Genomic DNA, 13,328 nt, shown 5'->3' on the forward strand with positions numbered 1-13,328 from the left:
CCAAACGCATCATAATGATTCATAACTGATTCTCCTTTGAAATCATGGCTAATCTGATTACCCAACTTCAGCAGGAAAATAGCTGCCTCGGTCTGGAGCTCGCTCAACTCAGGCAGGAGAACAATCGCCTCGTCGTGCAGTATGAAAGCCTGCGTCAATCCGAATTGCGCTATCGGCAGATCTTTGAAAATGCACCCATTAGCATGTTGTCGATTAACACAGATGGCTACATCACGCGGATGAATGCGGCGGCTGAGAACTTATTTGGACTGACGATCGACCAGTTAAATCAGCAGGCTTGTCCAATCTTTAGCAATCCTCAACTGGTTGAAAATGGCACACTGCCCTATATGCAACGAGCGTTTGCTGGAGAAGCCGTCATCGAACCTCCGACCACCTACGATGCATCGAGAGACTTGGCAGGAGGCAAACTCCACTATGGGCGAGGACATTATGTACCGATTCGGAACGCCAATGGCGCGGTTGAGGAAATTGTCGAAATTAATGCCAATTACAGCGACTTCTTTGCCCTGCAAAAGAAATTGCTTGCGGAAAAAGATCGCGCGGCTCAAGAACGCGCCCAACTTCTTAGCACGATCGCTGAAGTTGCAAATCTACTGCTGAAGTCCTCTGATTACACGACTGTGCTTCCCGATGTGGTGCGATTGTTAGGGGAAGCGGTGGGGAGCGATCGGTGTGCGATCATGACGACTCAGCGCTATCCTGTGTCTCAGCTTTCTCCGATTCAAGCCTTGAGTGAATGGTGCAAAAATGGAACTTTTAGCAGCTATCAACGTACTTCCGAGATAGGGTTAATGATTTGGCAAGATTTTCCAGAGTTATGCGAACGACTTTTACAGGCGGAGACTGCAAATCATTTGGTGTCAGAGCTTTCAGATTCATGTCGTACTCTGTTTATGGCTCAAGGGGTCACTTCGCTCGTCTATTTACCCATCATCGTCAACCATCAACCTTGGGGGCAGATTGGGTTTGATAACTGTGGAGAACCACAACTATTTGACCAGGCGGAGATTGCGATTTTGAAAATTGCGGCGGATAGCATTGCAGCGGCGATCGAGCGTCAGGCAAAAGACGAAGAACTTCTGCAAATAGAACAGGCGAGAACACAAAGTGCCGCAGAGCGTTCGCAAGAACTCGAAACCATCAATGCTGCCTTACAAACAGAAGTGACAGAGCGACGACGCGCTGAACAAGTCTCACGCGGACAAACTGAAGCCCTAGTCAAAACGCTCACCACCCTGGCGCTAGAACCTGTATTAGACAATTGCCTCGGTTATATGCTGCAAGCGATCGCGGATCAATTGAACGATCGATCTGCGGGGATTTACCTTTACAGCGAAGTCTACGACACCACCCTGCTGCATCTCAACTACGAAAATGGACAAATTCAGCGCAGCAAAGAGATTTGTCATCCCTGTGCCCGCACCCCAAACCCGCTCCGCCAATGGGACGATCAATACATGCCACTCCTCAAGCAGCGACAAATTTTGATTCAGGATGTCGCACACTATTCTCACAACCTCGATCGTGGCATCAAACAAATTTTGGTGGCTCCGCTTTTGTTTGGCGACACCTTCTTAGGCAACATCACACTACGCAGCACTAAGTATCGCCAGTATCAGCCTGAAGAGTTGGAGCTGGTGCAGGCACTCGCCCACCAAGCGACACTAGCCATTCAACTAATGCAGCTTGCCAAACAAGGACAACATGAGGCAAAACAAGCGGCGATCTTGGAAGAACGAAACCGCCTCGCTCGTGAGATTCACGATACCTTGGCCCAATGTCTGACGGGGATCGTTGTGCAACTGCAAGCCGCAACTGACGACTACACAACCAACCTTTGGGATCAAAAAGCACATCTATCGCAGGCGATCGCACTAGCCAAAAACGGACTACACGAAGCGCGACGATCGGTGCGAGCTTTGCGCCCACGATCGCTCGAAACTGAACCCCTCGAAGCCGCGCTCGAACACCTGACAGAGCAAATGGCGATCGGTACATCGCTGGAAACAAACTATCGGCTTGTGGGAATTCCGTATCCGCTGACTCCTCCGATCGAGGATCATTTGTTACGCATTGCCCAAGAAGCCTTTACCAATGTTTTGAGACATGCCAATGCTAATCAAGTCGAGATTGAGCTTGACTATCAACTAAACCAAATCTATCTGCACATAAAAGATAATGGTCAAGGGTTCGATGCAAACACTTCGCTGGCTTCAGGGTATGGTTTGATCGGAATGCAAGAAAGAGCCGATCAGATGGCAGCCCAATTGAGCATTGTCAGCGACCCACAGCAAGGCACTTGCATTCAGATCACCGTTCCGATTTTGCCTCAATGATAGGAGTATCGTGTGACTCAAACCCCACTGATTCGCATCCTAATTGCCGACGACCACCCGATCGTTCTTCAGGGATTGGCAGCTTTGATTGGGCGACAACCAAACATGACGATCGTTGCAGAAGCAAGCAACGGCCGAGAAGTCATTGATTCCTTTCGGCAGTGTCAGCCCGACGTGGCATTAATTGATCTGCGAATGCCAGAGATCGATGGAGTCAAGGCGATCGCAATTCTGCGTGAAGAATTTAGCAACGGGCGGTTTGTTGTCCTGACCACTTATGATACCGACGAGGATATCTATCGCAGTCTGCAAGCTGGAGCAATGGCCTACCTGCTCAAAGACGCACCGCCCAGTGAGCTATTGGCAGTGATCAGAATGGCCTATGGGGGGCAAAAATACATTCCATCGCATGTGGCAGCAAAGCTTGCAGACCGCATGACCTGGACTGAGTTAACGATGCGAGAACTAGAAGTGGTGCGCTGGATGGTTAAGGGATACGGGAATCGGGACATTGGTAGAGAACTCGGAATTAGCGAGGGAACAGTTCGCGCCCATGTGAATAACATCTTGTCGAAACTGGAAGTTAGCGATCGTACCCAAGCAGCAATGTTAGCCGTAAGACGTGGACTGGTTCGCCTGTAATCCCGTCAGAAAGAACATTACAATCCACAGCTATGCTGAATGATATAGAAATCTCTCTGCGGATTAGTAGAGTAGAAAATAAGCTTGCTGCTCATTTGCAAATACCAGTTCTAGCGATAGAGTAATCACATTAAAGTTTTCTTAGATTCACCTGAGCAAATCTTTCAGGGTGTTCTAGCAAGCAATGAACTTGTCATGGGCAAATTGACACCACCCCTTCAGAAAGATGACCACATTTTAGGGCTAGAGACTGCGCCTATCACACTCGTTGAATATGGAGATTACCAATGTTTTCACTGCCGTCAAGTTCATCAAATGGTCGATCGCATTCGCCAACAGTTGGGCGATCGTCTCTGTTTTGCATTTCGCCACTTTCCTCTGACCGCGATTCATCCCTATGCCCAATATGCGGCTGAGGTGGCGGAAGCCGCGAATGCTCAAGGGCGATTCTGGGAAATCCATGACTATTTATTTACCCATCAACAGAGGCTTGGGAACGGACAATTGCTGCACTATGCTGCAAGTCTGGGAATCGATTGCGATCGCTTTGAACAGGAGATTGCAGACCACCGACATGCGGCACGGGTGTGTGAAAACTTAATCAGCGGAATTCATAGCGGTGTGAATGGGACACCGACATTTTTTATCAATGGCGATCGCTACAACGGGGCTTACACTTTCGATGCAATCCTGGCAACGACTCAAAGGCTATCAGCCTTGTGATCGCGCCGAAATATTTGCTACTGGGTTCCTGACAAAATTTTAGAAACTCTACTAGAGAGGGTAAAACCATCTCACAAAGCCTTGATAACCCTCATTTTGGGAGAACATCTAACCATGTCAAAATCAAAGAAACTTAATCGACGACTGTTGCTGCAAGGCGGAATTGGAATCGCAGGTGTCACGACTGCTGCTGTTGCAGGATACGCCCAGGCGAATAGTCAACCGACTGGTGAGCGCAATGAGGAAATCGCTCAAACCGCCCCTCAAGACAGTCAGAAAGGGCAATTTGCAAACCAGGTCGTGCTGATTACAGGGGCAACTTCAGGAATTGGTGAGGCAGCCGCACGATCGTTTGCTCAACAAGGGGCGATCGTGCATTTCTGCGGTCGGCGTGAGAACTTGGGCAAGCAGGTGGCAGACTCAATTAATTCCAAAGGTGGTAGAGCGACTTATCAAAGAGCAGATGTGCAAAGCGAAGCAGAAGTAAAAGCATTCATTGATGATTGTGTGCGTCGCTATGGTCGCATTGATGTTGCTTTTAACAATGCTGGAATTGTCAATCCAAAATTTGTCAAACTTCACGAACAACCGACGAAAGACTACATCGAGACGATGAACATCAATGCATTGGGAGTCTTTTTATCGATGAAGTATGAGATTCCTCAAATGCTAAAGCAAGGAAGAGGCGTGATTATTAACAATGCTTCTGTTTCAGGACACAAGGGCTATACCGAAATCGCTCCCTACAATGCCAGCAAACATGCGGTGATCTCACTAACTCGTGTGGCTGCATTGGAATACGCCCGCAACAATATTCGAGTCTGTTCGATTTCTCCAGGGGGAGTCGATACCCTCATGCTGCGCTATGCGTTTGCTCAACGAAAAGTTGCCTTTGAGGAAGGCGAGAAAACGTTACCGATCGGACGAGCCAACACTTCTGAAGAAATGGCTGAAACCGTTCTATTCTTGGCTTCTCCCCAAGGTAGTGCTTTTCATGGGTCGGCCGTGGATGTCACTTGTGGACTACTCTCATGACGCAACTCAAATAACTCATATGAGTCCGCAAGATTTTGATATCACGGAGCAAGAACTTAGTATCGCAAAGACATTCAAACTCTTGGAGTCAGATGATGCAATCCCTAACTCGCTTCTGCATTTTCTCCCTCATCACACTTAGCACTGCAATGTCGCTATCCTGTAGCGCGCAAACGAATAAGCAATCAGCCCCCACCCATCAACCTGCAACTCTGACAGCCAATCAACCAACAGCCCTTAAGCCTAGAATGAACAAAGTCACCTTTGTAAGTCAAGGGGAAACTCTGGTTGGAAATCTCTATCTTCCGACTACTTACAAAGCGGGTGACAAGCTGACTGCTCTAATCGTGACGGGAGCCTGGATGACTATCAAAGAGCAAATGCCAGCGCTCTATGCCCAAAAACTAGCTGAACAAGGCTATGCTGCCTTAGCTTTTGACTTCCGCTCCTTTGGGGAGAGTGGCGGCAAGCTGCGAGACTTTGAATCTCCCACGGCTAAGATTGCCGATATCAAGAACGCTGTGACCTATTTACAAACTGTGGATGCCGTGGATGCAAATCGGATTGCTGGACTGGGTATTTGTGCGAGTGCAGGCTACATGACCACTGCGACCGCAGAAGATTCTCGCATCAAAGCCCTGGTTACGGTTGCACCGTGGATTCATGATCCTCAAATTGTAAACAAGGTCTATGGCGGAGAAGCCACAGTTCAAAAGCTGATTGCGAGAGGACGAAAGGCGGAAGCTGACTTTCAGAAAACTGGGAAAGCAGAGTACGTTCCAGCAACAAGCAAGACTGACAAAAACTCGCCGATGTTTGGCGAAATTGACTACTATCAAAATCCCAAGCGTGGAGCAATTCCCCAGTGGGACAATCGATTTGCCGTGGCATCTTGGGCAGAGTGGTTGACCTTTAATCCTATGCCCCAGGCAAAAAACATCAAAGTACCGACGCTGTTTGTTCACAGTGAAAAAGCTGCGATTCCTGATGGAGCGCGTCAGTTTTTTGCAGCAATCCCTGGTCAAAACAAGCAGATTGTTTGGTTGCCCGATCGCCAACAGTTTGATTTCTATGATCAACCTCAAACGGTGAATCAAGCGATCGCGCTCACCGTGAACAAGCTCAAAACATCTCTTTAGAGGACACGATGATCAGGCTCCCTCGCAGAAATGTCATTTGGTTTGGAAGTGCAGGGGCAACAAGCTTTTTGACGGCACTTCTAGCGAACCATATTCAGTCAAATGCCCAGCAAAGCTTACCTTCGAGTACCATGAATGACCAAGCTTTGATTGTCAATACAGTAAACGGAATTGCCATCTTTGCCGATTTACGAGATTGGAATCGATGTCGTCAAAACTTCGTTAATGAAGTTGAATTTGACTATACAGCAATGACAGGTGGCAAGCCAACGGTAATCTCAGCAGACAAGCAAATACAGCAGTGGTCGGAGTTTTTCAAGAACACATTTAAGAACACACAGCACATCATTGGTAGTCATGTGGTGACGGTCAAGGGAAATACAGCAACCTGCGTCTCAAACTTCCAAGCGCATCATACCGATTTGGACAGCAAAGAAGGTACTTGGATGCTGAACGGTGTCTACAATTATGCGCTTGTGCGGGCGGGAAACGAGTGGAAAGTCAACAAAATGAAAATGTCGGTTGCTTCGCAGTTGCGCTAAACGCATGGGAAACCGGAAATCGTCCTGCTTAATTTCCATGAACATTGCATCAAAGGAGGAGTTAGAAAATGGTAAAAAAAGCACGGGTCGATCGACGGTTAATTCTTCAAAGTAGCATCGGATTACTTAGCTTGGGAACCACGATTGGTTGTGCCAATACGGGTAGAAATACGACCGCCCAGGCAAACCCTACTCGACCCGCAAGGAGAACAAATGCTGAAGCTGTGGAAGCTTACTTTGTAGCGCTTGAGACCGCAAAGTTTGAAGTACTCCGAGAGATCTTTGCGAAGGATGCAAGGCAGATTATGCCCTACTCCTTTGGAGAATTCCCTAGAAGTTTTGATGGGCGAGAAGGAATCTACAAGCAGTACAGTTCTCTTCCCAAAACCTTTAGCAAGATGTCTTTCCCTCGAACGATTTTCCCTACTGAAAATCGCGATGTGATCTTTGTTCAGTTCAAAGGCGATATTGAGATTAGAGCAGGTGGACGCTATCAGAATGACTACATTGGAATTTTTAAGTTTGAGAATGGACTAATCAAAGAGTACACCGAATACTTCAATCCCATCCTAGTTTCTAAGGCGTTTAACGTCCCAATCAAGTAACCCACGATCGATGGACTAGCATACAGTTTTCTAGATTCCATTGGACTGGTTTGAGAAGGCTTGATCGTGGCTAACAACCTTAAACCAGCACTCTAAAGAACAGGGTAACAAAGGACATTCAAGAATGAGTAATCTACTTCCTGAAACACTTCTATTCAAGATTCATCGTTCAAACGGTGAAGTTTCAAGTTTCACTGCGAGTGGAGTACCTGCGGTACAAAATATCTTAGAACAAATTCAACGCGGTAAGGTATTTACTCAACCCAGCTTAGTTTTGGCAGATGTGAGTGTGTTAGTGGTCTATCCTGGTGCAGAAATCGTGCGGATCGATTTACAGATCGATGTTGATTCTGAAACCTTTAAATCAACAATAAGAATCAGGTGGCATTTTGGGGAGTAGACGCTTCTCTCAATGCGGGCATCTTTGTCGGCGATGGCAATTCACTCCGCACGATCGCACAGACATCCGACGAGTTCAGTTTCTTGGGAGTGGGGCCCTCAATTAACGATGACGGAACAGTTGCTTTTTTAGGCGGACTCGACAGCGGTGACGCGGGCTATTTTACGGGTGACGGCACGACGACCACGCTGATTGCAGATAGTTCAGGACAATTCAACTTTCAACGCATTCCGACCCTCGACAATTTGTTTGGGGAGCCTGTGATCAACGATCGTGGCACAGTTGGATTCCGGGCGGATCTAGACAATGGAGACAAAGAGATTTTTTCTAGTAAGAAAGGCAAAATTCAGATCATCACAGATGCAAACCCTGAATTCACAACCTTTGGAATTACGCCAGACATTAACGCTAAAGGAACAATTGTCTTTTCCGCAGGCACCGCTCTAGTTCCAGGAACAATCGAGGTAGACGGGCAAACAGTTCCGATCGCGGAGTTGTTTCAAAACGCAGGCATCTTCACGAATCATCGGGGCAGTTTGAATACGATCGCAGGTTCAACCGATGGATTAACTTTGTTTGGGAGTTCTCCTGCCATTAACGATCGAGGAACGGCTGCCTTTATTGCAGTTAAAGCGACTGGAGAAGTTGAGGTATTAACTGGAAAGGGCAATGACCTAACAACGATCGCGGATAGTCTTGGTGACTTTAGCTCATTCCGAGGCGTTGATATCAACAATCAAGGAACCATTGCTTATCTTGCCGATTTTGATGCGGGCGGCAGTGGTCTTTTCGTGGGACAGCAGGAAATTATTACCACGGGAGATGAGTTACTGGGTTCAACAGTGACAGAATTGAACTTCTTAAATAAAGGTCTGAATCAGGACTCCGTGGCATTCTGGGCAAAATTAGCAGATGGTCGCTCTGGAGTTTTTCGCGCTGATCAAGACAAACCATCTAAATCACCGTTTAGCCTTCATTCTCTCTATAACGAGATTGGACACTACACAACGACGATCAGCGCAAAGCGCTCCGATGGAACTGTAGCCGATGGAGACCCCGCCGACATTTACTTCCCCCAATTGCCTAGCTCCTATTGCTCGACCGAGTTTCCCATAGCCCTTTTGCTACAAGGTGCGCTAGTCGATAAAGCAGATTACTCTAATTTTGCTGAACAAGTCGCAAGTTACGGCTTTGTGGTGGTGGTTCCCAACAATGAGCAAATGCTGTTTCGTCCCGATGGTTCATCTGCTACGGGTCTATTTCCTGAGCAAGGGCAAGTGAATGATGTTTTAGATCAAATGAAAGTGGAAGACCAGGATAACTCGTCGCCGCTCTTTAAGATTGTAGACACAACCAAGTTGGGATTGCTAGGGCACTCGTTTGGAGGAGCCGTGGGAATTGGGGCAACCCAGGAAGAGATTCGCATCCCTGGACTGAATGCAGAAAACTACACGGTTCCTCCAGAGTTGAAGGCAGGCATCTTTTATGGAACTAGCTTTGGAAATCCGCAAACTGGAGAATTTGTGCCTATTAACAATGAAGTTGCGCTCGGACTGATTCGAGGCGATTTGGATAGCGTGTCTTTACCAAATCGGAGTCAATCCACCTATGATCAGATTCTCAATCCGCCCAAAGTTTTAATTACAGTCAAGGGTGCGAATCACTACGGCATCACGAATGAAGACAACCCTGTTCGTGATCCAAGTAGACCGACTTTAGATCAAGCAGCGGCGACGAGTGCGATCGCACAATCCAGCGGATTATTTTTGAGAGCAAACTTACTAAACGATCGCAGAGCATTTGATGCTGTCTTCAACACCAGTACTCCTTTTGATTCAAATGTAAGTATCATTAGTCAGACACGTCCCATGTTGTAAATGAGGTAGCTAAGAAACTATCATGAACTCAATACCTGTGATGAACTAAGGAAGTCTTGAATCGTCCTGCGATTTTTAGGAACAATCAACTCCTTTTACGTCTCTTCTTATCCAATTATTCTGTAGAGGTTTCTCAAGGCAAGTTCTAACATCCCCTGTTCCAGAGATCGCCACGCTAGATGAGGGCTGGGAATTTAAGTTTGATGACTATACGATCGACCATCAAGGTGGCGCAACGATCGATTTGTCGGTCAGCTACGATTACAAAGAGGGTATTGGTGTGACAAATCCCCTTGAATACCCTGAGTTTACGCAGATCTACAACTACATCGACAACTTTCTCAAAACCTATCCCAACGAGACAGACTTCTGGGAAATCCTCAACAAAAACTTGGTTTCAGACCTACTGACAAAACTGATTCCGACTACATTCGGCTTCGACTATCAACTAGCTGACGTATTAGATCGCTCACTATTGAAATCGATGTTCTGCCGGGTTCTTCAAACATTCCAATCTTGCGATCGAGCATTGTAACAGGCTTGCCTAATACTGAATTGTCTAGGGCGAAACTGCTAGCCCAAGGTAGACAGATCAACTATCAAGACGCAAGCGGCAATCTGGACGTTGCGATGCTTCAAATGAAGCTCAACTCGATCGTATTCAGAAGCTGATATAAGCGATCGCATCTCACGTTAGGGAGTAGGAGGTGGAGCTTCAGCAGGCGCAGGTTCGGGAGGGGGTGCAGCTTCTGGTGCAGGCTCCGGTGCAGGTTCAGCAGGTGGAGGAGCCTCCGGAACTGGCGCAGGTTCGGGAGGGGGTGCAGCAGGTTCTGGTGTAGGCTCAGGCGCAACAGGTTCGGGCGTAGGGGCTGCGGGTTCTGGTGTAGGTTCAGGGTCTGGTGTGCTCGGAGTTGGAGCAGGTGCAGCAGGAGTTGGTGGCGCATTTTGAGGCGGTTGGCTCGGCTCTGTTGCAGAAGCAGGCGGTTTCTGTTGCTGAACTTCGCGTTGAATGCGCTCTTGTTCTAAGCGTTCTTGTGCTGCGCGTTCTGCTTCTCGTGTTGCGCGATCGCTTTCTTCTTGGCGACGACGATCGGCATTTTGACGCTGGAAATCTGAGCCTTCTTGCTCGGAGGTAACTCGAATTCGCTGACCTTGAAAACCACTTTCTGAAGCTTCGTATCTGCGGCGACGGATTGCTTCTTCAGCTTTGCGATCGATCTCTCTGTCTCCGCTCGATGTTCTCAGCCGAATGTTAGTCACATTGCCGTCTTTATCGACATCAAAATCAAACCGAGCAGACCCTTCTGCACCCAGATATTGGTCTAAGTTACAGTTATCTTTGCATTTTGGCCGATTGCGACGCGATCGAGCTGGCGGATCAAAGTCTTCACGCGGTGGAGCTTCGCGAACAGCAACGGGTTGAGGCGATGGGCTAGGTTTGCCTTGTTGTCCAGAGCCTGTACTGTTTCCGGTTCCGTTCCCGTTGCCATTCCCTACACCATTTCCAGCGCCACGATTTCCGATCCCGTTACCATTACCATTACCAGAGCCGTTTCCAGTTCCATTTCCGGTTCCTGTGCTAGTTCCGCTAGGATTGTTGTTAGCTTGGGTAGTCTGGCCGTTGGGTGAGTTGTTTTGTTCTGGTTGCGAGTTCGCCTGTGCAGTTGGCGTTGCGGTTGGACTTGCAGAGGGACTCGGTGACGGGGTTGGGTTAGGAAATGGATTCGGTGACGGAGTTGGACTGGGTGATGGGCTAGGCGTGGGAGTCGGACTTGGAGAAGGACTGGGAGTAGGGTCTGGCAGGGGAATCTGTTCGGCAATTTCCGGTTCAGGAATCGGCGATGGCACAACATCAGGTTCAGGGATCGCTTGTGCAACCTCAACAGAATCAGGAGGTGGAGAACTTGGATTCGGATTAAACAGTGAGAACTGTTCACTGCCCCCCCCGCTTCCGCCTGCTTCTGCATCTGTGGAGGCGCTATCGGGTGGAGGTTCGTCCGGTTGAGTGTCAGCGATGATTTCAATTTCTTCTTCTGCGACCGCCGTCTCTTGGGCTGGTTTCCAAAGGAGTACTAGCAACGGGATCAAGAGCAGATGCAGGACGATCGCACTTGTGAAACTGAAGGGCAAAAACCGTTTTAGACCCGCAGCTTCTTTTTTCCGTTGCTCAATCACTTCTGGAACAAAACTCATGATTTGTTGATAATTAGTTGCATCGGATGATCTTTCCTATCTTACGCTAATGATGGATCGATCACCTGTCAAGGGTAGCTAAAACCGAGGTTATGTTACGACGAATTGCAACGATTCTATTCTATGAGCGTTGAGAAACACTTGACAATAAGTCGCATTAGTCTTATGCTGCTGGTTAGTCTTTTTGTCGTCTCAGTGCAAAAGATCTAAAAGATCTATATGTTCAAAATTTTTGCAAGACTCTAAAAGCAAGTTGGGATAGTGGAAATGAGTAGCGCGATCGAACTTCTTAAGGCAGGCGGGATTGTCATGATCTCACTGCTGCTGTTTTCTATCACAGCAATTGGTCTAGTAACTCTGCTATAGTGACCCACTCCCACTCCAATATCTACGACTGTTGCCCCATCCGGAATCCATCGATCGAGGTATCGTTTAGTCATTGCAAACTCAACTGGACTGTACTGGTGGAGCCGAACAGACTCGTACTCAAAAATACTCTGGTTTCGGCAATGCATCCGTGAAAACAAAGCCGACTTTCGCCGATTAAAACGCCTTCCTATTGAGCGAAGGCAGACTTCGTTTTGGTCGGAACGGTTTGAACCGTCGGCCAAAATTACAGGTTATTTAATCCTCGATTCTAACAATCAATGGTTCGGACAAAATTAGGCCGTGAAGCAAGAGATTTCTGCCGAGAACCCTACCCAAACAGTCCGCCAAAAAACTCCACGGCTTCTTTGAGTGAAGCAATAAATACGTCGATTTCTTCGCGAGTGTTGTAGAAGTAAAGGCTGGCTCGTGCGGTCGATTGGGCTTTGAGATGGCGATGAAGCGGCTGGGTGCAGTGATGTCCCGCTCTGATGGCGACCCCTGCCTGATCCAAAATGGTAGACAAATCATGAGGATGCACATCTCTAGCGGTGAAGGCGGCTAATGCGGCTCGTCCACTGCCGTCTGCGTTGGGCTGAGGGCCACCAGCATTATTGTGTCAGAATTGTGTCAGAGTTTTTCTCGCGTGATCATCAATCTTGAGAGCGATCGTCTCCTCATCGTTTTGTCTAATGAACCCTCAAAAACAAGCGACAATAGAAGCCATAACGGTCACGGAGTCAAGTCATGAGTCAAGCCGTCCCAGAAAAAATCCGGTGGACAACTTCCGATCTCGATCTGCTTTCTAACGACGAGTGGAAACGCTATGAAATTATTGATGGAGAACTGTTTGTGACCAGAGCGCCACACCTGAGACACCAGGCTGTTATTCGTAATATTGCTGCCATTTTGCAAGCCTGGTCACAACCCAGTAAATTAGGCGAGGCTTTCCCGACTCCTGGAATCATTTTTAGCGAAGCGGATAACGTCATCCCCGATGTCATCTGGATTAGCACCGATCGACTCACTCAACTGATTGACGAAGCTGGCCATCTCACAGGTGCGCCAGAACTGATTGTCGAAGTTCTCTCTCCAGGCAAGACAAACGAACGGCGCGATCGAGAAGCCAAACTCAAACTTTACTCTGCTCAAGGGGTGCAGGAATATTGGATCGTCAACTATCTGCTGAGACAGGCCGAAGTGTATCGTCGAGAAAATTTTGTTCTCAAACTAACGGCTACATTGCTTGCTCAAGATACGATCGTTTCTCCCCTTTTACCAGGGTTTGAGTGCATCGTAGAAACCTTTTTTGAATGACTCACAAAGCTCCAAAAAAATCTTCAAAAAAATAACGCCAATGACCTGTTTTCTGTCATCAAGCGTTACTGAATTTCTAAATTAACGTCAGTCTCCAAGGAAGGCGCACCTGCGGGAAGGGCGAAAGAA

General features: G+C 47.8%; 13 protein-coding genes and 1 pseudogene. 11 read left to right on the forward strand and 3 right to left on the reverse strand.

Features of this window, described 5'->3' with window-relative positions:
* Positions 1 to 44 precede the first annotated feature (44 nt).
* From ACKFKF_RS13255 to ACKFKF_RS13300, 10 genes are all read left to right on the forward strand, one after another.
* Positions 45 to 2,360, forward strand: coding sequence for a GAF domain-containing protein (locus ACKFKF_RS13255; RefSeq protein WP_446868134.1), 2,316 nt, complete (start codon positions 45 to 47; stop codon positions 2,358 to 2,360).
* A gap of 12 nt (positions 2,361 to 2,372) precedes the next feature.
* Positions 2,373 to 3,002, forward strand: a complete 630-nt coding sequence (locus tag ACKFKF_RS13260; protein ID WP_446868135.1) for a response regulator — start codon at positions 2,373 to 2,375, stop codon at positions 3,000 to 3,002.
* A 195-nt stretch (positions 3,003 to 3,197) separates the two neighbouring features.
* The gene (locus tag ACKFKF_RS13265; protein ID WP_446868136.1) at positions 3,198 to 3,725 is read left to right on the forward strand and encodes a DsbA family protein; all 528 of its coding nucleotides are present in this window, start codon (positions 3,198 to 3,200) and stop codon (positions 3,723 to 3,725) included.
* A 114-nt stretch (positions 3,726 to 3,839) separates the two neighbouring features.
* A complete protein-coding gene (locus tag ACKFKF_RS13270) occupies positions 3,840 to 4,760 on the forward strand; it encodes an SDR family NAD(P)-dependent oxidoreductase (protein ID WP_446860721.1) in 921 nt (306 codons plus the stop codon).
* A 248-nt stretch (positions 4,761 to 5,008) separates the two neighbouring features.
* Positions 5,009 to 5,899 carry an alpha/beta hydrolase gene (locus ACKFKF_RS13275; protein WP_446868137.1) on the forward strand — a complete coding sequence of 297 codons (891 nt, stop codon included), beginning with the start codon at positions 5,009 to 5,011 and terminating at the stop codon, positions 5,897 to 5,899.
* Positions 5,900 to 6,030: 131 nt separating this feature from the next.
* The gene (locus ACKFKF_RS13280; RefSeq protein ID WP_446868138.1) at positions 6,031 to 6,441 is read left to right on the forward strand and encodes a nuclear transport factor 2 family protein; all 411 of its coding nucleotides are present in this window, start codon (positions 6,031 to 6,033) and stop codon (positions 6,439 to 6,441) included.
* Positions 6,442 to 6,509: 68 nt separating this feature from the next.
* The gene (locus ACKFKF_RS13285; protein ID WP_446868139.1) at positions 6,510 to 7,046 is read left to right on the forward strand and encodes a nuclear transport factor 2 family protein; all 537 of its coding nucleotides are present in this window, start codon (positions 6,510 to 6,512) and stop codon (positions 7,044 to 7,046) included.
* Between the two features lie 124 nt (positions 7,047 to 7,170).
* Entirely contained in the window at positions 7,171 to 7,446 is a 276-nt protein-coding gene (locus ACKFKF_RS13290; RefSeq protein ID WP_446868140.1) for a hypothetical protein, read from the forward strand.
* Complete coding sequence (locus ACKFKF_RS13295; RefSeq protein WP_446868141.1) at positions 7,428 to 9,323, forward strand: DUF7453 family protein; 1,896 nt, start codon at positions 7,428 to 7,430, stop codon at positions 9,321 to 9,323. The genes ACKFKF_RS13290 and ACKFKF_RS13295 overlap by 19 nt, the downstream gene beginning before the upstream one ends.
* Before the next feature lie 280 nt (positions 9,324 to 9,603).
* On the forward strand, positions 9,604 to 9,858 hold the full coding sequence (locus tag ACKFKF_RS13300; RefSeq protein WP_446868142.1) for a hypothetical protein: 255 nt from the start codon (positions 9,604 to 9,606) through the stop codon (positions 9,856 to 9,858).
* Between the two features lie 158 nt (positions 9,859 to 10,016).
* On the opposite strand, the gene ACKFKF_RS13305 is transcribed toward ACKFKF_RS13300, so the two are convergent.
* From ACKFKF_RS13305 to ACKFKF_RS13315, 3 genes and pseudogenes are all read right to left on the reverse strand, one after another.
* Positions 10,017 to 11,516, reverse strand: coding sequence for an energy transducer TonB family protein (locus ACKFKF_RS13305; RefSeq protein WP_446868143.1), 1,500 nt, complete (start codon positions 11,514 to 11,516; stop codon positions 10,017 to 10,019).
* A 242-nt stretch (positions 11,517 to 11,758) separates the two neighbouring features.
* A complete protein-coding gene (locus ACKFKF_RS13310; RefSeq protein ID WP_446868144.1) occupies positions 11,759 to 11,956 on the reverse strand; it encodes a hypothetical protein in 198 nt (65 codons plus the stop codon).
* A gap of 257 nt (positions 11,957 to 12,213) precedes the next feature.
* Positions 12,214 to 12,444 (reverse strand): annotated as a pseudogene (locus tag ACKFKF_RS13315) (aminotransferase class V-fold PLP-dependent enzyme); the annotation flags it as partial.
* Between the two features lie 185 nt (positions 12,445 to 12,629).
* Here ACKFKF_RS13315 and ACKFKF_RS13320 point away from each other — a divergent pair.
* Positions 12,630 to 13,199 (forward strand): Uma2 family endonuclease, encoded by a 570-nt coding sequence (locus ACKFKF_RS13320; protein ID WP_446860713.1) that lies wholly within the window; start codon positions 12,630 to 12,632, stop codon positions 13,197 to 13,199.
* The last annotated feature ends 129 nt before the right edge of the window (positions 13,200 to 13,328 follow it).

This window comes from Phormidesmis sp. 146-12, from assembly GCF_052939495.1.

Coding starts and splice junctions, on each gene's coding strand:
- ACKFKF_RS13265 (WP_446868136.1), top strand. CDS start 3,198: ATGGGCAAATTGACACCACCCCTTCAGAAAGATGACCACATTTTAGGG.
- ACKFKF_RS13320 (WP_446860713.1), top strand. CDS start 12,630: ATGAGTCAAGCCGTCCCAGAAAAAATCCGGTGGACAACTTCCGATCTC.
- ACKFKF_RS13305 (WP_446868143.1), bottom strand. CDS start 11,516: ATGAGTTTTGTTCCAGAAGTGATTGAGCAACGGAAAAAAGAAGCTGCG.
- ACKFKF_RS13275 (WP_446868137.1), top strand. CDS start 5,009: ATGAACAAAGTCACCTTTGTAAGTCAAGGGGAAACTCTGGTTGGAAAT.
- ACKFKF_RS13310 (WP_446868144.1), bottom strand. CDS start 11,956: ATGACTAAACGATACCTCGATCGATGGATTCCGGATGGGGCAACAGTC.
- ACKFKF_RS13255 (WP_446868134.1), top strand. CDS start 45: ATGGCTAATCTGATTACCCAACTTCAGCAGGAAAATAGCTGCCTCGGT.
- ACKFKF_RS13270 (WP_446860721.1), top strand. CDS start 3,840: ATGTCAAAATCAAAGAAACTTAATCGACGACTGTTGCTGCAAGGCGGA.
- ACKFKF_RS13280 (WP_446868138.1), top strand. CDS start 6,031: ATGAATGACCAAGCTTTGATTGTCAATACAGTAAACGGAATTGCCATC.
- ACKFKF_RS13285 (WP_446868139.1), top strand. CDS start 6,510: ATGGTAAAAAAAGCACGGGTCGATCGACGGTTAATTCTTCAAAGTAGC.
- ACKFKF_RS13290 (WP_446868140.1), top strand. CDS start 7,171: ATGAGTAATCTACTTCCTGAAACACTTCTATTCAAGATTCATCGTTCA.